Source organism: Ruegeria sp. BB6, from assembly GCF_056539385.1.
This window is the reverse complement of the sequence record NZ_JBQFUW010000001.1, coordinates 873,608-894,142: the sequence shown is the minus strand read 5'-3', so window position 1 is coordinate 894,142 and position 20,535 is coordinate 873,608. Positions and strand designations below refer to the sequence as shown.

The following is a 20,535-nucleotide window of genomic DNA, read 5'->3' as shown; positions in this document are numbered from 1 at the left end:
CCCCGTGTTTTTTGTCGCAGTTTCGCGCGGTTGGACCCAACTAGTCAAACCCGTTCTTATGCCGAAATGTCGCGGAAATGTGAATCTGAGGCCAATTTGCCTACACAAAGCCTTGAGGATTTGTCATCAAATGCGATGTCGGCCCCAGCTTTTACGCCGATAGATACCAAGGAGAGATTTTCCCGTGCCCGATACCCAAAGCCGCCTGGATTTGTTCATCGACCGTATGGTCTCGCAACGAGCATGTCTGGATCACGCCATCGCGCAGACAAAAGGCATGCCGGGACCGGTGTTTGAACTGGGGTTGGGCAATGGGCGCACCTATCACCATATGGTCCAGTACATTGCGGATCGGCCGGTCTATGTTTTTGAACGCGCCGTTGCCTCGCATCCAGATTCAACGCCGCCGGAAGATCTGGTGATTTTGGGGGATGTGCGGGAAACGCTCCCTGCTGCGCTGGATCGCTTTGGCGCGACGGCCAGCGTGATTCATGCGGACCTTGGCGGGCACAACCGGGAAAAGAATGATGCGTTTGCGCGCCTTGTGTCCCCACTGATCGAACCGCTTTTGGCCGAAGGGGGGCTGATGGTGTCGAGCGATCGGATGTATTTTGAAACCCTGACTGAAGTGCCGTTACCGGCAGCAGCGGTCGAAGGCCGCTGTTTCATCTATCGCCGCTAACTGGCCTACAAGGATATTCTGATGCTGTTTTATGATTGCTCTACCGCGCCGAACCCGCGCCGCGCCCGGATGTTCATCGCCGAAAAAGGGCTTGAGATTGAGACCCGCAACATCTCTATCGCGAAGGGCGAGCAACTGAGCGAGGATTTTCGCGCCGTCAATCCAAACGCCACAATTCCAGTTCTTGTGACCGACGAGGGGACCGCGCTGACCGAGAATCTCGGTATCGCGGCCTATCTTGAGGCGCGCTTTCCCGAACCGCCCTTGATGGGGCGGTCGCCGGACGAAAAAGGCTTGGTTCTGATGTGGAACAGTATTGTCGAGCAACAGGGCGGCGCGCCGATTGCCGAGGCGCTGCGCAATACCCATCCGGCGTTTGAAGGCCGGGCCATACCCGGACCGGTGAGCCACGCACAGATCCCCGAGTTGGCACAGCGCGGCACAGCGCGGGTCGCACGGTTTTTCGATATTCTGGAAGACCGGTTTGCCCAAAGTGATTTTGTTGCGGGTGATGTGTTTACTTTGGCCGATATCTCGACCTTCGTATTCGTCGATTTCGCGCGCGTGATCAAAATGAAAATTCCTCAGGAAAACACCGCAACTCTGGCCTGGTTTGACAAGATAGCGTCACGGCCCAGCGCCCAGCTTTAAAGGACCGATCTGGCTTGGCGGATTTCGACGATCAGGACTGTACAGAAATGTCTAGACAGAAGTGAACAGTGCGTCTAGCGTCCCTTGCGAGTCATGCAGGGGAGTGCAGGATGAAATCTCAGTATCGTGTTGTGGTCATCGGGGGCGGTGTTGTGGGCGCCTCGGTTCTGTATCATCTGGCCAAGTTTGGCTGGTCGGACGTGGTGATGCTGGAGCGGCGTCGTCTGGCGTCGGGGTCTTCGTGGCACGCGGCGGGGGGAATTCACGCGCTGAATGCCGATCCGAACATGGCAGCTTTGCAGGCCTATACGATCGACCTGCTAAGTGAGATCGAAAAGGAATCCGGCCAAAATATCGGTCTGCACATGACCGGAGGTCTGACTTTGGCCGGCACGCCCGAACGGTGGGAATGGCTACAAGCGAACTACCGCATCTTCCAGTCCATCGGGATTGACGATTGCGAGCTACTGTCCCCGGAGGAGGCGCAGAAGCGCTGCCCGATCATGTCCACCGACGGCGTGCTGGGCGCGATGTGGGCGGATCGTGAGGGCTATATCGATACCACCGGAACCGTGCAGGCCTACGCAACGGCAGCCAAAAAACGCGGTGCGGAATACTACGAAGAAACCAAGGTCGAAAGCCTGACACAGACGGCAGACGGCTGGCAGGTCGTCACTGACAAAGGCACGATCACCTGTGAACACGTGGTCAACGCGGCAGGTCTTTGGGCCAAACAAGTGGGTCGCATGGCGGGGGTCGAACTGCCTGTTTCGCCGCTGAAACACCACTACCTGATCACCGATACCGTACCCGAGGTCGCGCAGGCAGAGTTTGAGATGCCGATGACCGTGGATCTCGAAGGGTTCACCTATATGCGGCAGGACCAGAAGGGCGTGTTGGTTGGTATCTATGAGGTGGAACACGAACACTGGGCCATGGACGGCGCGCCATGGAACTACGGCGAAGAACTGTTTCAGGAGCAGCTTGACCGGATCGAGAATGAGCTGACGCTGGGCTTTGAGCGATACCCCTCGATCCAGAATGTGGGCATCAAGACATGGGTCAACGGCGCGTTTACCTTTGCGCCGGACGGCAACCCTCTGGTCGGGCCGGTGCCGGGCAAGCGCGGTTATTGGTCTGCCTGTGCAGTGATGGCCGGGTTCCTGCAAGGCGGTGGTGTCGGCAAGACGCTGGCCGAATGGATGATCCATGGTGAGCCCGAGGCCGATGCGTGGCCGATGGATGTTGCCCGCTTTGGCGACTTTGCCCAGAACAAGCGGTATATCCGCGAGACGACGGGCCAGTTCTATTCCCGCCGCTTCGTGATGACCTATCCGAACGAGCAACTGCCCGCAGGCCGTCCGCTGAAAATGGCCCCTGCCCATGATGCGATGGCCGAGGCAGGGTGCAAATGGGGGGTCAGTTGGGACTTGGAAGTGCCGCTCTATTTCGCGCCCAAAGGGTTCGAGGAAACGCCGACCCTGAAACGCTCGAACGCGCATGACATCGTTGCTGAGGAATGCAAGGTGATCCGTGAAGGCGCGGGTCTGCTGGATATCTCAGGCTTCTCGCGGTTCGAGGTCAGCGGCCCCAACGCACAGGTTTGGCTGGATAAGGTGATGGCCTCGAAACTGCCAGCGCCCGGACGGGCAAAGCTGGCCCCGATGCTGGGCGAAAATGGTCGGCTCAAGGGTGATCTGACCGTGCTGAACTGGGGCGATGGCACGTGGTGGATCATGGGCAGCTATTACCTGCGGGCCTGGCATATGCGGTGGTTTGATGACCACATGATCGACGGTGTTACCGTTCGCGATCTGGGCGAGGAATATTGCGGGTTCGCCGTAGTCGGTCCGAAATCGCAGGCCGTGGTCGAGAAACTGGCTGAACAGGACATCTCGGGCCTGAAATTCATGGGTTGCGGGGATTTCGATATCGGTCTGGTGCGCGCCCGCGTCGCTCGCATGTCGGTCACCGGTGAAAAGGGGTATGAGATCAACTGCCGCTACGGTGATCACATCAAGCTGCGCCGGATGCTGCTTGAAGCCGGGGCAGACGAAGGCATTCGCGAATGTGGCTTCAACGCGATGCTGTCGACCCGCCTTGAAAAGAGCTTTGGCATCTGGTCGGCAGAGTTCACGCAGCTATACACGCCGGGCATGACGGGCATGGATCGCTGGATCGACTGGGACAAGGAATTTGTCGGTAAGCAGGCGGCTCTGGTCGAGCGCGAGGGCAACGGCCCTGCGCAGGTTCAAGTCACGCTGGAGGTTGATGCGCTGGATGCGGACGCCAGCGGCTATGAACCCATCTGGGCAAATGGTGAACGGGTCGGGTTCGTGACGTCGGGTGGATATGGCCACTACACCGGCAAGTCTCTGGCGATGGGATTGGTTAATCGTGACAAAGCTAATCCGGGGACTAACCTGTCGGTTCATGTGGTCGGTGTCGAGCGCCCCGCGCGGGTGATCGCCGCGTCGCCCTATGATCCGCAAGGCAAGGCGATGCGAGGCTGACGATGATCTCACAAACCTCGCAACGCGGCAGGCGACGGAGGGGGCGGGGCGCAGAAACCCCACCCGCAGCAAAGCGTGACGTGAACTACCGTCAGCTCAGGAATCCTTTCCCGCAGATGGAGGTCTTTCCGCCAGAGCAAATCGCCGACATGCATGAAACTGCCCTGCGCATGCTGCAGGAGTTGGGCATCAAGGTTTTGCTGCCCGAGGCGAGGAGGGTTTTCGCCGCGGCGGGTGCCAGAGTCGATGAGCAGACCGAGATGGTCTTCATCGGGCGCGACATTATCGAGGCCGCAGTCGCTTCGGCACCTAAATCCATTGCCTGTCGCGCAGGGGCACGCCACCGGGATTTTGCCTTGGAACTGGGCAGCCTGGTCTTTCAACCCGGAGCAGGCGCCCCCAATGCGACCGATCTTGAGCGCGGACGCCGTCCGGCAACCGGGCAGGATTATCTGGAGTTTCTGAAGCTCACCCATCATTTCGATGTGTTCCAGATGATCTCACCCCAGGTTGAACCACAGGACGTGCCAACCCATTTGCGGCACTATTTCACCACGCAGGCGCAGATGGAGTTGACGGACAAGTTTCCGTTCTTTTTCTCTCGCGGGACGCCGCAGGTGATGGATTGCTTTGAAATGCTCTCGACCGCCCGCGGATTGTCGGATGAGGCATTCCGCGCGAATCCGCATTGCTATACGATCATCAACACCAACAGCCCGCGGACGCTGGACATTCCAATGGCGCAGGGGCTGATTGATTTTGCTCGCCACGGACAGATGTCGATTGTCACGCCCTTTACGCTGATGGGGGCGATGGCACCGATTACCGTGGCGGGGGCAATTACATTGTCCCATGCCGAAGCCTTGTCAGCTATTGCGCTGACCCAATTGGTGAACCCCGGTGCGCCCGTCTGCCATGGAACGTTCACGAGCAATGTCGATATGAAGTCCGGCGCGCCTGCCTTCGGTACGCCCTCGCATTTTCAGGCGTCTCTGGCGGCTGGGCAGTTGGCGCGACATCTGGGTCTGCCTTGGCGGTCGGCGGCGGGGTCTGCCTCGAACAGCAATGACGTGCAGGCGGCCAATGAAAACCAGTTTGGTCTTTGGGGCTGCCTGATGGCGGGCGCGACCGTAATCATCCATTCAGCCGGGTGGCTGGAAGGCGGCTTGACCGTTTCGTTTGAAAAGCTGGTCTGTGACGCCGAGGTTCTGAATATGGTGGCCGAACTGTGCGCAGGGGCGCAGGCGGGTCCGGCTGAGATCGGGTTCGACACTGCGCTGCGCGAGGTCGAGCCAAGCGGCCACTTCTTTGCAACCAGTCAGACGATGGAGCGCTACAACACCGAATTCTACGAACCCCACCTGCACGACTATGCCAATTTCGGAACTTGGACCGAACGCGGGTCGGTCGATGCCAACCATCGCGCCACCGGGGTTTGGAAGGACATCCTTGCCAATTTCCAATCCCCCGTCCAGAACGCGGATCGGCTGGGTGATCTGCACGAGTTCATCGCCCGACGCACAGAGGAGGGCGGCGCGCCGCCCGAGAGTTGAATGAGCAGTAAACCAATCCTCCACCGTGATGACCCCAAAGCCGAACCGCTGGTCGGCAATATCAAGGTCACGCGCGATGACTGGCTGAACGTGGCGATGGACGTTCTGATTTCCGATGGCGTGGATCAGATAAAGGTCCTGAATCTGGCCGAACGGATGGCCGTGTCCCGCTCGTCCTTCTATTGGTATTTCAAGTCGCGCCAGGAGTTGATGGACGCATTGCTCGAGCGGTGGCAGGCCACAAACACGGCTGCTCTGATCGCGCAGGCCGAAGCCCCTGCCAAGACTGTTACGGCTGCGGTGTGCAATGTGCATCGCTGCGTGGTGAACACGGCCCTTTTCGATACAGCGCTGGATTTCGCGGTGCGCGATTGGGCGCGCAAGTCGGGCAAGGTACGGCGTGCGCTGGATCAGTCCGACGCGCGGCGGCTTGAGGCGTTGCACGCAATGTTTGCGCGCTACGGCTATTCCGAGGTCGAGGCCGAAACCCGCGCCCGCGTGCTGTACTATATGCAGATCGGTTACGATCTGGCGCAACTGAACGAACCCATGTCTGTGCGGATCTCGATGGTGCCGCATTACCTGTACGTCTTTACCGGGGTCGAACCGCGACCCGAAGAAATCGAAGAATTCAGCGCCTATTCCATGCGCTACTGGAAAGGAGACCCAGCATGAGCCAACCAGACGCAATCATCATCGGAACCGGAGTGATCGGTGCCGCCATTGCATTCGAGATGGCAAAGGCGGGCTGGAAGACCCTGTCTCTGGATCGAAACAGTCAAGTTGGCCACGGCTCGACCGCGGGGTCCTGTGCGATCATTCGGATGCACTATTCAACCTTCGACGGAACGGCCTTTGCGTGGGAGGGGTATCACTATTGGCGCGATTGGGCCGCGTATCTGGGGCTGCCCGAGGACGCAAACCTCGCGCAATTCCGCGAGACCGGGTGTCTTGTGATGAAAACCGACGCCAACGGGATGTTGGAAAAACACATGGCCAACAGCGCCGATCTGGACTGTCCTTTCGAGGAGTGGTCGCCTGACAAGATCACCGAACGCCTGCCGGTGTATTCGCTGGAAAGCTACGCACCCGCGCGCCGAATGGATGACCCTGACTTCGGGCAACCGAACGGGTTAAAGATGCGGGGCGGGGTGTTCTGGCCTCAGGCGGGCTATGTCACTGACCCGGCACTGTCGGCACAGAACCTGATGGACGCGGCCAAGCAACACGGGGCCGAGGTACGCACAGGGGGCGAGGTTGTCGAGATACTGGTCGAAGACGGACGTGTTGCGGGCGTCAAACTGGCCTCGGGCGAGGAAATCCGCGCCAAGGTTGTTGTAAACGTTGCCGGGCCAGGTTCGGCGATCGTGAATAAGATGGCGGGTGTGCTGGACGACATGACGATTGAAACCCGCCCCTTGCGGCAGGAGGTTGTGCATGTCCCGTCACCCGAAGGGTTCGATTTTGAACATGACGGTACAATCGTCTCTGACAGCGATATCGCCCTCTATTGTCGGCCCGAGCATGGCAATCATATCCTGATCGGCTCGGAAGACCCCGAATGCGATCCGCATCAGTGGTGCGAGGACGACGTTCACTATAACCACGACTTTACGGATCAATGGACGACACAGGCCATGCGTTACGCGCAGCGCGTGCCCAGCCTTGGGATTCCGTCGAAAACGCGCGGCGTCGTGGACCTGTACGATGCGTCCACCGACTGGATTCCGATCTATGACAAGTCTAGCCTACCGGGGTTCTACATGGCCTGCGGCACCAGCGGGAACCAATACAAGAACGCGCCGATTGCAGGTAAGATGATGGCGGCTTTGATCGACTATTGCGAGGGAGGCGCGGATCATGATGCCCAGCCTCTGCAGTTTGAACTGCCGTATATCAAACGCTCGATTGATGTTGGGTTCTACTCACGCAAGCGACCGATCAACGAAGAAAGCAGTTTTTCGGTTCTGGGCTAGCGCGGTTGAGCTGGAGCGAGTGAGCAGAGTAGGGGGTCGTCAACTTAGGCAAAGTTGGCGGCCAATCCTGTGGCAGAACCAGCTTTCTATGCCGCGAATTTCACCCAGGCCCAAACCATCGCCACGTAAGTCAGGTTATGCAGGCACTGATCCAACCCGGCAGCGCGCCAGAACGCCGCTTGAGTCGGCATGAGCTGTTTCTTGTCCGAGTAACTTGCCTTCGCAAAGTCGATATTGAAATGAACGACCCATTCCAACGCAGCGATTATCAGGATGAAGGACCACGGCGCACCGAAGATCATGAACACCAAAACAGACCCCACAACATGCACTGCGGCATGCTGGGCGCGTCCCATGTGAAAGTACTCGCCACGCCCCGCCAGCATCTTGGGCGTCTGGAGATAGTAGTCCGCAAACATGTGTTTGATCTGCAACAAGCAGAGCATCAAAAACACAGCGCCTAAATTGGCAGGCAACTTAAACCTCCCGATATCGTCCTGTTACCAACAGTATGTGGTAAAGTGTTGTTGCGCAAATGAACTTGTTCACACTCGGCGATTATCTGATCAAATTGGAAACTATTTGCGTATTCAGTCGCGATTGCGGTAAAATTCAGGCGTTGGATTTGCGACGCATTCGTCAGGATCGGATCAATGATCCGCAACAGGGGCAGGTTCTATAGAACGTACGATTTTCCGGTTCATTTGGAAGTATTCAAAACGCGACCAGCTTGTTCTGCTGGCCGTGACCTCGACGCTGTTTCCGCTGCTCTACCTGACGCTGGAATTGCCGAAGCGTATCATCAACGATGCTATTGGTGCATCCAGTCCGGTTGTTGATGTTTTTGGCTTTAGTTTGCCGCAGACGAACTTTCTGATCATCCTGTGTTTCGCGTTTCTGGCGGCGGTGCTTGCGCATGGCTTGATGAAGATGCGCATCAACACCATGAAAGGCGTGCTCAGCGAACGTATGCTGCGGCGGTTTCGGTATCAGTTGATCAGCCGCGCGCTTCGTTTCCCGCAGCCCTATTTCGAGCGGGTCAGCCAGGGCGAGATGGTGTCCATGATCACCGCCGAAAGCGAGCCGATGGGCGGCTTGATGGGCGATGCGATCAGCCAGCCTGTGCTGCAAGCGGGGCAGATGATCACAATCCTGTCCTTCCTGTTCCTGCAAAGCGTCTGGTTCGGGCTGGCTGCCGTTGCCTTGATTCCGGTTCAGGCGTGGCTGATCCCCAAACTTCAGCGCCAGATCAACCTGCTCAACAAACGCCGCATTCAGGAAGTGCGCGTTCTTGCAGCCCAGATCGGTGAAAACGCGGCGGGGGCGTCGACGCTGCGGGCCAATGGCGGCTGGCGGTATCGCCGCGCCATGATCTCGGATCAATTGGGCCGTTTGTTCGGTATCCGGTTCGAGATTTACCAGAAGAAGTTCTTTATGAAGTTCATAAACAACTTCATCTCTCAACTGACGCCGTTCATGTTTTATCTGGTCGGTGGCTTGTTGGTGCTGCAAGGGTCGGTTTCACTGGGTGCTCTGGTTGCGGCACTTGCGGCGTACAAGGATCTCAGCTCACCCTGGAAAGAGTTGCTGACCTATTACAACCAGACGCAGGATATGTCGCTGCGCTGGGACGTCGTGATAGATCGTTTTGCCCCGCCCGGCATGCTGGACGAAAAGCTGTTCGAGGACGACCCAAAAGAACGTCCGCATTTGAATGCCGATGTTGTTCTGGACCATGTTTCGGTGCGGGACATGGATGGCAATCAGGTTCTGGACGATCTGAATCTGACCTTCCCGGGGGGCAAAACCATCGGCATCGCCGCCCCCAGTGAGGAAGACCGCCGTGCGATCGCAGAGCTGCTGACGCGTGAAATCCTTCCCAGTGCAGGTCGCGTCGGTATCGGGGGGCACAACCTGTCTGGCTTGCATCAAAGCGTCGTGGCAACCCGGATCGGTTACGCCTCGTCCCGGCCGGTCATGTTTCAGGGAACGCTGGGCGACAACGTCATGATGCCCATGCGGTTCAAACCGCTGTCGGACAAAACGGATGATCCCGGATTTGCCGAAACGCAAAGGGCTGGCAACAGTCGTGACCCGTTCCAGACCGAATGGCTGGACCCGTCTCTGGCCGGAGTTGAGAGCGAGGATGCGCTGCGTGACTGGTGGCTGCAACTGATTGACGGCATGGGGTCCGGCGCGGCCCTGTTCCAGCGCGGGGCAGAGCAAGCATTTGACGTTGAGGAACATCGCGAACTGGCCCAAAAACTGGTCGAGCTGCGCCCGGTCGTCCAACAGGCCGTGCGCGATGCTGGTCTTGAGCAGCAGGCGCTGGTTTTTGACCGCGACGCCTATAATGCCGCTTTGCCAGTTGCCGAAAACCTACTGTTCGCCACGCCGCGTGTGCCCGTTACGCAAGAACTGTTGGCACGCCAGCCCGTCTTTTTGGGCCAACTGCGCGAGTTGGGGCTGGATGAAACGCTGGTCAACCTGACCCGCGACGTGGTCGATATGCTGCGCCAGATCTTTGGTCTGGACGGGACCGATCATCCCTTGTTCCGCAAGCTGGGTCTTGAGGTTCAGACCTACGAAAACGCGGTGGAATTGCTGGAGCGAACCCGCGACGAAGGTGTATCGGGGCTGGACGACGATCAGCTTGCCAACCTGCTGGCTGTTCCGGTTGTCATATCTGCCGAGCAGATCGGACCCGCGTTCACGGATGAGCTGAAGAACCGCATCCTCGAGTTGCGGCACAGTCACTCCCACAAACTTCTGGAAACGCTCCATGACGTGTTTGCCCCTCTGGATGCCGAGGCGTTCGCGCCGGGCCTGACGGTGATGGAGAATGCTCTGTTCGGCAAGGTCAGCCAGATCGGTGGGGCGCGGTCGGACGAGGTGCGCAAGCTGATCGTCGATGTGTTGGATCAAAACGGTGCGCGTCCCTTGGTGGTCGAGCTGATCTATGACGTCCCGGTTGCCTTGGGCGGCCAGAACTTGCCCGCAGTGTTTGCCGAGCCGTTGGCCTTTACGCGTGCGACGATCAAGAAGCCGGACATTCTTATTCTGGAAAACGCGCTGGCAAGCTATGACATGGCAACGCAGGTTGCAGTCTATAAGAACCTGCGTTCGCTGCTGCCCGATACCACCGTTGTCTATCTGAGCGACCAGTTCGACAATCCTGACGTATTCGACATGTATGTCGAAATCAGGCAAGGTCGGGTTGTTTCGGATGAAGGACCCGCGGACGTGGAGGAAGACAGTGCAGCCTCGGCAGACCTTGCGCGCAAGTTGCGGGCGCTAGAACAGACGCCGTTGTTTTCCGGTCTGGATCGGCGTCAGTTGCGGCTCTTGGCATTTGGTGCGCGCTGGTTCGATGCCAAACCGGGCGAAGTTGTATTCTTGAAAGACGATCAGCCGACAGATGGTGCGTATGTTGTGCTGGAAGGAGAGGCCGGGCTGTATCTGCCTCAGGCGGGCGGGCCGGATCAACTGATTGCAACGGTTGGCGCTGGCGCTTTGGTCGGTGAATTGGGGCTAATCCGAAAAGAACCCCGCGCCCTAAGCATGATCGCGGAAACGGAGCTGTCCTGCCTGCGGATCGGTGAAGAAGAATTTCTGGCCGTTGTCGAAAACGACGCGGCGACAGCGTTCAAGCTGTTGCAGGTCATCGCGGGATACGTATCGAACTAGCCAGATCAGCTTTCAGGTTTGCAGAACAGGTCGTAAAGCAACCCGATCATTTGGGCTGTGTTGCCGTCCTGAAGGGAATAGTAAATCGTTTTCCCCTCCCGGCGGGTCGAAACCAGACCCTCACTGCGCAGTCTCGCAAGCATCTGGCTGACCGCCGCCTGCCGTGTATCCAGCAGCCTTTCAAGTTCGCTCACGGACTTTTCGCCCTCACCCAGATGGCAGAGGATCATCAGGCGGCCTTCATGCGCCAGCGCCTTGAGGAAAGCCGCTGCTCGTGCCGCACTGTCTTTCATGTCCGACAGCGCTTCGTCTGTGTCCTGAATTTCTTTTTCCGTTACTGTCACGCGCAGCCTGTTCGCAACTGGGGGTTGGTCCAATATGGCCCAGATCGTAGGCGATTGTCACCCCTCGGAGGCTGGCGCACCGCCCTGAAACGCGTTTCCGTTGACATAGTCGCAGGGTTCTTCCTGCATTTGCAGGTGCAGCCCATCGCCCGTGAAAGGGTGCGCACGAGCCAAGTCTTCGTCCACTTCAATCCCCAGACCGGGCGCGGTTGGGGCTGATACGAACCCGTCCTCGACGCGAAGCGCGCCTTTGATCAGGCTATCGTGAAAAGGCGTTTCGATGGTTTCCAACAGCAATAGGTTCGGGATCGACGCCGCCAGTTGGATGTTGGCGGCCCATTCAACCGGTCCTGCATATAAGTGCGGGGCCATCTGCGCATTGAAGATTTCGGCAATGGCCGCGACCTTCTTCATCTCCCAAATGCCTCCTGCGCGACCGAGCGCAGGTTGCAAAATCTCAGCCGCACCCGCCCGCAAAACAGCGCCGAATTCGGCCTTTGTCGTCATACGCTCTCCGGTCGCGACGGGGATGCGGACGTTGCGGGCAACGCGGGCCATGTCCTCGATCATGTCGGGCGGGGTCGGTTCCTCGAACCAAAGCGGGGAATAGGGTTCCAAAGCCTGACCCAAGCGGATCGCGCCTGCCGTGTTGAATTGGCCATGAGTGCCAAATAGCAGGTCTGCCTTATCTCCCACAGCTTCGCGGATCGCTTTGCAAAATGCGACGGACATCGAAATGTCGGTCATCGCAGGCATGTGGCCGCCGCGAATTGTGTAGGGGCCAGCAGGGTCAAATTTCACGGCCGTGAATCCGCGCCGGACCATTTCGGCTGCGCATTCTGCGGCCTGATCCGGTGCAGTCCAGAAATCGGTCAGGTTATGCTGGGGCAGGGGGTAAAGATACGTGTAGGCCCGGATGCGAGGGTTCATCAGCCCACCCAGCAAGGCGTAGACAGGGCGATCCCGGTCTTTGCCAAGGATGTCCCAGCACGCGATTTCAAGACCCGAAAACGCGCCCATTACGGTCAGGTCCGGGCGCTGGGTAAACCCGCTGGAATAGGCGCGGCGGAACATCAGTTCGATGTTCTCGGGGTTTTCGCCCATCATGTGCCGTTCAAACACGTCGCGGATGACGTGTTGCATCGCCTCGGGGCCGACCGATGAGGCATAGCATTCCCCCCAACCGGTGATCCCGGTATCGGTCGTAACCTTCACCAGTATCCAGTACCGCCCGCCCCAACCCGGAGCAGGCGGTGCGGTGATGATGATGTCGAGGTCCTGCAGCTTCATCCCGGTTCTCCCCGCGTTGTGTCAGACCCTGTCGAACACAATGACATTGCGTTTGGCCGATCCGGTTTTGGTGTCTGCGATCGCTTCGTTGATCTGCTCCAGAGACCAGCGGCCCGAGATCAGCTCGTCCAGTTTCAACCGGCCCTGTTCATACAGGTCTATCATCCACGGTATATCACGCTGAATGACCACGTCGCCCATCTTGGACCCGATCAAACCCTGACCCAAAGCGGCCAGAATGACGGGTTCATAGCTGGCTGTATCCCCGGAATGGGGCATGCCGATCATGATGGCCTTGCCTCCGCGCCCCAGATACCGCACGGCCTGATCGTATGCCGGGATCGCGCCAACTGTGATCAGAACGGCGTCGGCACCACGCCCACCCAGCGCTTCGTATGCGTCTTTCCACGGAGCCTTGGATGTCGCCAAAACGCCGTGGGTTGCGCCGAACTCTTTCGCGATTGCAAGTTTTTCTTCGGTCATGTCGACTGCAACAATTCGACGAGCACCGGCGATGCGAGCCCCCTGAATGGCGTTCAGACCGACCCCACCCGCGCCGATGACTACAACGTCCTGACCGGCGCGCAGACCGGCGGCATTCACTGCGGCACCGACCCCTGTAATCACCCCGCAGGACAGCAGGCTGGCCACGTCTTTGGGCATGTTTTCCGGGATTTTGACAATCTGCCGGTGGCTGACCACCACCTTCTCGGCAAAGGCTCCGCAGGCCATTGCTTGCTCCAACGGGCCGCCATCTGCTGCGCGCAACGGCCCCTTGACCGTGTCGTATGGCGTTTCGCATATCGTCGGCTGGCCTCCGGCGCAGGACGGGCAGGACCCGCACGCCCGGATCAGCGTGACGACAACGGCGTCCCCCACTTTGAACCCTTCGGTCGCGTCGCCCACCGCAGAGATGATCCCGGCGGCCTCGTGCCCGTAAACGGCAGGGAGGAAGCCGCCCCAAGCTCCGCTTGCGTAGGAGATATCGGAATGACAGATTGCTACCGCATCCAGGGTCACTTCGACCTCGCCTGTCCCTGGTGGCGCGAGTTGAACGTCTTCGATTACCAGAGGTTCATTGAACGCCCGGCATACGGCGGCTTTGATGGTCTGCATGATTTCCCTCGCTCCGTTTGGATCACGGTGGCGCGGTCGGGTGCGCTCTGCAAGACGGAAATCGTCATTTACATGTGCTTTGCCGTCAACTTTTGCTGCTTCTATGCGCCATCAAGGTTGGACGCGCGTGCGCGACATCCAGACAAAGGTTACGGGAATAATGGCCAGACCTACCCCTGCTAGGGTCAGGGCCATGTGGCTAAGGCCCGCCAACCCGCCAGCCGGGGAGGCAATCAGGAACCCTGACACGAACAAAACGACCCGGGACACCAGACTGAAAGGACCGGTTCCGAGTGAGCCTGCAAAGGCCAGATACCCCTGCAATGCCGCAGAAATAAACCAGATTCCTATCAGGGCGCAGATCAAAACCACCGCCACTTCAACCGTCGAGCCTTGCCCGATCAGCGCGGGGTTCAAGACAAAGAAGAAGGGCACAAAGTAGATTACTCCGCCCAGTTTCATCGCCTCGATCCCTGTGCGGAAAGCATTGGCACCTGCCATCGACGCAGCCGCGAATGCACCCAATGCCACCGGCGGGGTTATGTAACTCACCATGCCCCAATACAGAATGAACAGATGCACCGAGAGTTCGTTAAGTCCCGCCTGAACCAGCGCAGGGGCCAGGACGACGGCCAGAAAGATGTAACAGGCCGTGACGGTCATACCCATGCCAAAGACAAAGCTGGTCAGGGCACCCATGATCAGCAGCATGGTGACCGAACTGCCCGCCATATGCACAAGTTCATTGGCCAACGGTCCGGTCAGTCCGGTTGCCTGAAACGCGCCGACGATCATGCCAATGCCCAGCAAAACGGCCACCAGTTCAGAAAGGGTGCGCCCAACCGAGACGATGATGTTGAGAAAGCCTTCTAGCGAAACGCGGTCGTTTTTCTTGAACTGGTTGACGACAAGCAAAAGGACGACCGCGAAGAAGGGGGCCGTGGTTTCCCAGCGAAAGGCAACCATCAGGAAAATCAGCAGCGCAAAAACCGAGATGTACAACCAGCCCTCGCGCAGGGTCTGACCAACGCGGGGGCGTTCGCTCTGGCTCATGCCTTTGAGGCCGTGCCTTGCAGAATACGCGTCGATCTGGACGAACAGGCCGAAGAAATACAACAGCGACGGGATCGCAGCCGCCAGCATGATCTCGACATAGGGCATGCCCAGCCACGAGGCGATCACAAAGGCCGTCGCCCCCATGATCGGCGGCATGACAACTCCGCCGGTCGAAGCGCACGCCTCGGTCGCGGCCGCAAATCGCGGTGCAAACCCGGTTTTCTTCATTGCTGGGATGGATACGGCACCCGTGGTCAGGACGTTCGAGATAACAGAACCGGACATCGACCCCATGAAGCCGGATGCAAAGATTGAGACCTTGGCGGCACCACCCCGGAAGCCGCCGACCAAAGCGAGAGCGAGGTTGTTGAAGAATTTACCGCCGCCGGTGAACTGCAATACGGCGCCAAACAGGATGAATCCGATGACCAGATTGCCGAAGGCTCGCATCGGAATACCGAACGACGCCTCGGACGAAATCATGAAATAAGGAACCACGTCCCGGAACGGCTGGGCAAAGCCGTTAAGCGGATCGGGTATCTGATCCGCAAAGGTCGGATACAGCGAAAAGAACAGCACGATGATAAAGATCACGAACCCACCAGCCCGCCGTGTTGCTTCGAGGATCAGCAAGTATAGTAAAATCGAGGCCCAGACCGCCTTGTCCGGCGCGGCGTATTCCCAGCCTGAATCCAGGCTGGTTCCTGCTGTCACAGCAAAAAATCCGGAAATACAAAATGCAAGGGCGGCAAGTATCCAATCGTACCACGGAACGCGTGCCGACAGGGTGTTGCCCGCTCGGAAGATGATGAATGAGAGGCTGAGAAACAGCCCGGCCAATGCATAGAGGTATGTCCCCTCCAAAAGCGATGTACCGCCCAGCCGCAGATTGAACAGCTTGTTTACGGCAAGCCCGATTGCAGTGAGCGTGAAAAGGATGATGAGCCAGCGCGCCAGCCCTGAAAATGTCCGACGTTCCTCGGCAAGTTCGGCTTCGATTGCGGCGCTGCCGCGCGTGCTTTCAGGTTGCTGCGTCATTGGCTCTCGCAAGTATTGTGTTGGTATCGGTATTGGAATGTGCGGGCTGAGGGGCCCGCACAATCAAGTGTTTTCGGGTTCGCGACCTTTAGAAAACCACCTCAAAGCCACCGGCTTCCAGGGCGTCGCGGCGCTTTTGCTCCCAGGCTTCTTGCCAGTTGTCCGGCCCTTCGGCCTTCAGCTCTTCCCAGGCTTGTTGCAGCAACGACTGGCGTTCAATCAGCTTGTCATTGTGGGCCTGCGCTTCGTCGGTCCAAAGGCCCAGTTCCTGATAATAGCGGATTGCGCCTTCGTGGTAGGGAGCGACCCATGTGAAGTTCTGCTTGTCGATCGCCCATCCGTCGACGCTGGGCGCGTTGCCGGTGTATTTGTCGTACAGTTCGTGAAGCGCCTTGGTCATGTTGTATGTCAGAGCTTCGTCCTGATCGACATATGTCATGAGAACCGGATAAGCGTATCCTGCAGTTTGGACCCCGTCGGTGTCATCAATGTTGCCCCCGGCCGTTGCCGTGATTGGCGAGAAGAACGGCGCAATGGCCAGCATCCGATCCAATCCTTCGGAATTGTTCGGGTCAATCGGAGGCCAGTACACGCCGCGCGGCGACGAAACTGCTTCGTAAACCCGGCCCGAGGTCGTGGTCGCAAAGGCTGCATCGACCGTTCCGTCAATCATACCAACCCAAGAGTCACCGTATCCGCCGAATTCAACAATCTCGACATCATCCCAGGTGAGACCGCCATACGCCAGATATGCTTCGTTGTTGACGTTCAATGCGGGGGCACCTTTGATCCAGGCCACGCGCATCCCTTTGAGGTCCGAATATTCAAAGCCTTCGCATCCGGGATTGCCTGCCTTTTCACAGGCCTCAGCCGCGACCGCGAGGGTCAGGCCAAATGTTCCGCCATTGTTGGCCGCCAAAATACGAACCGGCTGCGGCCCCCAGTTTTCTGCACCGAACTGGAACACGCCTTCCTGCGCCATGAACGAACCACCAACGCCGTTGGCAGAAAACTGTACTTTGCCCTGCCGCAGAGGTTCGGTCCGCGCGATGTCGTTTTTGCCCGGCAAAACCCGAAGGTTGACGCCCAGTGCTTCTTGCATCGCAGCGCCGATGGCGACGGATTGGTTGTAGCCTGCGGACCCAGTGCCGTAAGCCGTCCAGGTGATTTGGGTGGGCAATTCTATTTCGCCCGCCACCGCCCAAGTCGCGGTGACCGAGCACGCCGCTGCAGCCAATAGTTTTCGTGTAATCATCTTTCTCCTCCGTTGCCTAACATGTCTGCGGTTTTTCGGCCGATTTCGACGAGCCTTGTGAACTCCTGGAAATGGCGTTGTCCGCTCAACAGCTTGCGGCGACAAACAAAGCTTGAGGCTAGTTCGGAACGGTTGTTAAAGCAGTCTCCGGCTGCCAGGAAAACCGTGCCGAGCATTCTCGTCCCAAGCGATAGATCATGCCGCTTTTGTTGGGATCTTTTCTGCACCTAGTTCGACAAGCGCACCTCCCCTCGTGCTGCCGCTACCTCATCAAGCGCCCGTTGTGATCGTCGCAGGCGTTTGCCTGGAGGACCGCCCAGCCGCTGGATGATCAAGCTCGTTGGAGCTTTCAAACAGCATAGTCGGAAGGTGGATTTCGCTCATACAAACAAAATCCTATATTAACTATTCATTTGTATGTCTGCGGACGTGCCCGTTCATTCCCCGGTATGGAGTGAGGCCGACAGACTTTCCGAACAGGCCAAATCGCGGCGTGCACTCTCCCCAAGAAATTTGGAAAGTTTTTCATGGGGTAACGGGTCGCGACCTCAAAAACAGTGCAAACCCAATGATCATTAGCACCATCGCCAGCAGAAAAGGTGCGCCCGGCAGGTAAAACGCTGTTTCAGGTCGGGCAAAATGCGCAAAGACGCTGGTCATCAGCAGAGGTGATATGACCATCGACAAGGCATGTAACGACGTTAGAACGCCCTGTAGTTCTCCTTGCTGCGAATCCGGTGTGGCGCGAGAGGTCAAGGCTTGCAACGCCGGGGTTACGACGGCACCCAATGCCGTGACGGGGATCAGCATCAGTGCGATAAAACCGTTCGTGAGGAACGCCAGAACGACAAAACTGCCGATCTCAAATACCATGCCGTAGATGATCGTAACGCGCTCGCCCAGATACCGGGTCGCCGGGCGGATCAACCCGCCTTGAACAGCCGCCATCCCAATCCCATAGACACCCAGCGACAGTCCGATCATTTGCGGTGACCAGCCGAACCGCTCGGTGGTGAAATAGGCCCAGATTGCCGGGTAGACATAAATCGAAACGGAATACAGGAAATAGACCCACAGCATTGGCCGTATGCCCGGCAGCGCAGCAATGGCGCGAAGCGAGTTGACCGGGTTGGCCCTGCGCAAGCTAAAGGATCGTCGGGTTTTGTCCGTCACAGTTTCCGGCATGACAAAAAGGCCGATTGCAAATGTCAGCGCTGAGAGGAGCGCAGCAGCCCAGAAGGGCGCGCGGGTGCCATATTCGCTCAGCAACCCTCCGACCACGGGACCCAGAACGAAACCTACACCAAATGCTGCTCCGAGAAGGCCAAAATTCGCGGCCTTTTCATGGGGTTTGGACACGTCAGCCATAAATGCTGCTGCCGTGGCGTGTGTTGCGGCAGTGACGCCTCCGACGATACGCCCTGCCAGCAATAGCCAGATACTGCCCGCAAGCGCCATGACGACATAGTCAAGGGACATGACAAACAGGGATACCAGCAGAACAATTCGGCGACCGTAAGCATCCGAGAGATTCCCGAGAATGGGCCCAAACACGAATTGCATTGCTGCAAAAGCCGTGCTCAGGATTCCACCCCAGATTGCTGCACTTGCCAGCGTTCCGCCCTGAACCTCGACGATCAGTTCGGGCATGATTGGAAGAACCAGACCGATGCCCATTGCGTCGATCATGACTGTCATCAGGACAAAGAAAAAGGGCAGGCGCATGGAAACCGGATATATGACACTATGCCGGAACCCTAACCATAGTCGGGTGATTTAGAAAACACCCGAAAAGAACGATGTCACGGGGTGTCTGGCAAAGTGTCGACGATCTGGTGCAGGATTTCGGACAGTTTGCGCGGGTGCGAAAAGAACGGAGAGTGCGAGCTTGCGATTGTGTGCCGCATATTGGCAGGCACGGCGCGGCTCATTTCTTCCTGATACTCGGCTGGAATTGTTCGATCATCCGAAGCGCAGATATACGCCTTGGGTACGCGGGCGTAGCGGTCGCCCAGAGGCAAGGGCGTATCTTGCGGTGCGATGGCCTGCGGACACAGGCGCGCCAGCGCGTATGGCACGGTGGAAGCAGGGCAGTCGTGATAAAACAGCGCCTGAACGCGATCCGGCTTGACGGAATAGGACAAGCCATCTGCGGATTTCTCGACCGCGTCGCTGATCGTCTGCCTAGGCGAGTTCCGGCGCATCTCGATCATCGACAGGCCATCTCGGGGCACATAGGCGCACAGATAAACCAGCGCCTTCATGCCATTCGGGTCAGCCTCGGCTGCTGCACTGATCGGATAGCCGCCCCAGGAATGCCCGACGATAATGGTCTGTGGTGAACTGGCGGACAGAACGGCGTCGCGGCAACTTTCCAGCGTCACCTCTGAGATCGGGGTCGGGTCCGAGCCGTGGCTGGGCAAGTCGATCGCGCGCGCCGAGTGGCCCAGATGTTCCAGCGCCGGGATTACGTCGCGCCAGCACCACGCACCATGGCACGAGCCATGGACCAACAGGAAATCCGCCAAAATACTGCTCCTTCAAAATACTTCTAAATATGTCCTATGTCGGCCATGAACCTCTGAAGCAGGGCCGCGTATTCGACAGGTTGTTCGACACAAGGAAGATGGCCAGCCCTCCGCATCAGCTCGAACCGTGAGCCGGGGATCAGGTCGATGGTTTCGCGTACCAGATCGGGCGGGGTCGAGCCGTCTTCACTGCCCGCAATGCCAAGCGTTGGCAATCTCAGGCCGCTTGTTGGCGTGTAGAAATCAGTTCCCGAGATGGCGGCACAGCAGCCCAGATAGCCGTCCGCAGGCTGGCGCACCATCATGTTTCGCCAAAGCAAGTGGTCCGGGGACGCTTGAAACGGCTTTGAAAACCACCGCTCCATCGTGGCATCAGCCAGCGCTTCGATCCCGCCCTCACGCACCGCGTTCATCCGGTCCTGCCAGATTGAGGGCGTACCGATCTTTGCAGCCGTGTTCGACAGGACCAAGGCGCGAACCTGATCCATGCGCTTCACGGCAAGCCCCTGCGCAATCAAACCACCGATAGACAGGCCGACAAAGACACAATCCCGAACCTCAAGAAGGTCCAGCAGGGCTTCGGCGTCGCGGATCAGTGCCCCCATCGAATAAGGCGCGGGCGGGCAGGACGACAGGCCATGCCCGCGTTTGTCATACCGGATGATCCGAAGACCCGGCGGCAAATGCGGCAGCATGGCATCCCACAGGCGCAGGTCGGTACCCAGAGAATTGGCGAAAACCACAGGCGCGCCGTTCGGGTCACCGTCGACACGGTAGTGAATATTGACGTCCCCAAGCGTTGCTATTTGCATGACTTAATCCCCATTCGTCACACGTGGAATTCAC

At 58.3% G+C, this 20,535-nt stretch carries 16 protein-coding genes; 7 read left to right on the top strand and 9 right to left on the bottom strand.

Annotation, left to right across the window (positions count from 1 at the left end; genetic code table 11):
* The first annotated feature begins 184 nt into the window (after positions 1-184).
* The 6 genes from ACR0B7_RS04365 (at position 185) to ACR0B7_RS04340 (ending at position 7,375) form a co-directional block, all read left to right on the top strand.
* Entirely contained in the window at positions 185-682 is a 498-nt protein-coding gene (locus ACR0B7_RS04365; RefSeq protein WP_170484360.1) for a class I SAM-dependent methyltransferase, read from the top strand.
* Between the two features lie 21 nt (positions 683-703).
* On the top strand, positions 704-1,333 hold the full coding sequence (locus ACR0B7_RS04360; RefSeq protein ID WP_170484363.1) for a glutathione S-transferase: 630 nt from the start codon (positions 704-706) through the stop codon (positions 1,331-1,333).
* A gap of 110 nt (positions 1,334-1,443) precedes the next feature.
* Positions 1,444-3,846: a GcvT family protein gene (locus ACR0B7_RS04355; RefSeq protein ID WP_170569991.1), complete on the top strand. Its 2,403-nt coding sequence runs from the start codon at positions 1,444-1,446 to the stop codon at positions 3,844-3,846.
* A 2-nt stretch (positions 3,847-3,848) separates the two neighbouring features.
* Positions 3,849-5,399 (top strand): trimethylamine methyltransferase family protein, encoded by a 1,551-nt coding sequence (locus tag ACR0B7_RS04350; protein ID WP_170484367.1) that lies wholly within the window; start codon positions 3,849-3,851, stop codon positions 5,397-5,399.
* Positions 5,400-6,074 carry a TetR/AcrR family transcriptional regulator gene (locus tag ACR0B7_RS04345; protein ID WP_170389509.1) on the top strand — a complete coding sequence of 225 codons (675 nt, stop codon included), beginning with the start codon at positions 5,400-5,402 and terminating at the stop codon, positions 6,072-6,074.
* Positions 6,071-7,375: an FAD-dependent oxidoreductase gene (locus ACR0B7_RS04340; protein ID WP_170484369.1), complete on the top strand. Its 1,305-nt coding sequence runs from the start codon at positions 6,071-6,073 to the stop codon at positions 7,373-7,375. Before ACR0B7_RS04345 ends, ACR0B7_RS04340 begins: the two co-directional genes overlap by 4 nt.
* Positions 7,376-7,461: 86 nt before the next feature.
* Here the strand turns inward: ACR0B7_RS04340 and ACR0B7_RS04335 are convergent, their stop codons facing one another.
* Complete coding sequence (locus tag ACR0B7_RS04335) at positions 7,462-7,821, bottom strand: DUF3307 domain-containing protein (RefSeq protein ID WP_170389627.1); 360 nt, start codon at positions 7,819-7,821, stop codon at positions 7,462-7,464.
* A gap of 244 nt (positions 7,822-8,065) precedes the next feature.
* On the opposite strand from ACR0B7_RS04335, the gene ACR0B7_RS04330 reads away from it, so the two are divergent.
* A complete protein-coding gene (locus ACR0B7_RS04330) occupies positions 8,066-11,062 on the top strand; it encodes an ABC transporter transmembrane domain-containing protein (RefSeq protein WP_170576706.1) in 2,997 nt (998 codons plus the stop codon).
* A 5-nt stretch (positions 11,063-11,067) separates the two neighbouring features.
* Here the strand turns inward: ACR0B7_RS04330 and ACR0B7_RS04325 are convergent, their stop codons facing one another.
* The 8 genes from ACR0B7_RS04325 to pcaD all read right to left on the bottom strand — a co-directional run bounded on the left by ACR0B7_RS04325 (position 11,068) and on the right by pcaD (position 20,501).
* Positions 11,068-11,355 carry a metalloregulator ArsR/SmtB family transcription factor gene (locus ACR0B7_RS04325; protein WP_170484842.1) on the bottom strand — a complete coding sequence of 96 codons (288 nt, stop codon included), beginning with the start codon at positions 11,353-11,355 and terminating at the stop codon, positions 11,068-11,070.
* Positions 11,356-11,463: 108 nt separating this feature from the next.
* Positions 11,464-12,696 carry a mandelate racemase/muconate lactonizing enzyme family protein gene (locus tag ACR0B7_RS04320; protein ID WP_170576700.1) on the bottom strand — a complete coding sequence of 411 codons (1,233 nt, stop codon included), beginning with the start codon at positions 12,694-12,696 and terminating at the stop codon, positions 11,464-11,466.
* A 21-nt stretch (positions 12,697-12,717) separates the two neighbouring features.
* The gene (locus tag ACR0B7_RS04315) at positions 12,718-13,812 is read right to left on the bottom strand and encodes a Zn-dependent alcohol dehydrogenase (protein ID WP_170484373.1); all 1,095 of its coding nucleotides are present in this window, start codon (positions 13,810-13,812) and stop codon (positions 12,718-12,720) included.
* A gap of 111 nt (positions 13,813-13,923) precedes the next feature.
* Complete coding sequence (locus ACR0B7_RS04310) at positions 13,924-15,906, bottom strand: TRAP transporter fused permease subunit (RefSeq protein ID WP_170484376.1); 1,983 nt, start codon at positions 15,904-15,906, stop codon at positions 13,924-13,926.
* Positions 15,907-15,994: 88 nt separating this feature from the next.
* Positions 15,995-17,161: a TAXI family TRAP transporter solute-binding subunit gene (locus ACR0B7_RS04305; RefSeq protein ID WP_170576699.1), complete on the bottom strand. Its 1,167-nt coding sequence runs from the start codon at positions 17,159-17,161 to the stop codon at positions 15,995-15,997.
* Between the two features lie 525 nt (positions 17,162-17,686).
* Entirely contained in the window at positions 17,687-18,886 is a 1,200-nt protein-coding gene (locus ACR0B7_RS04300; RefSeq protein ID WP_170484380.1) for a TCR/Tet family MFS transporter, read from the bottom strand.
* A 77-nt stretch (positions 18,887-18,963) separates the two neighbouring features.
* Positions 18,964-19,689 carry an alpha/beta fold hydrolase gene (locus ACR0B7_RS04295; protein ID WP_170484382.1) on the bottom strand — a complete coding sequence of 242 codons (726 nt, stop codon included), beginning with the start codon at positions 19,687-19,689 and terminating at the stop codon, positions 18,964-18,966.
* 23 nt (positions 19,690-19,712) lie between these two features.
* On the bottom strand, positions 19,713-20,501 hold the full coding sequence (gene pcaD, locus ACR0B7_RS04290) for a 3-oxoadipate enol-lactonase (RefSeq protein ID WP_170484384.1): 789 nt from the start codon (positions 20,499-20,501) through the stop codon (positions 19,713-19,715).
* Positions 20,502-20,535 lie beyond the last annotated feature (34 nt).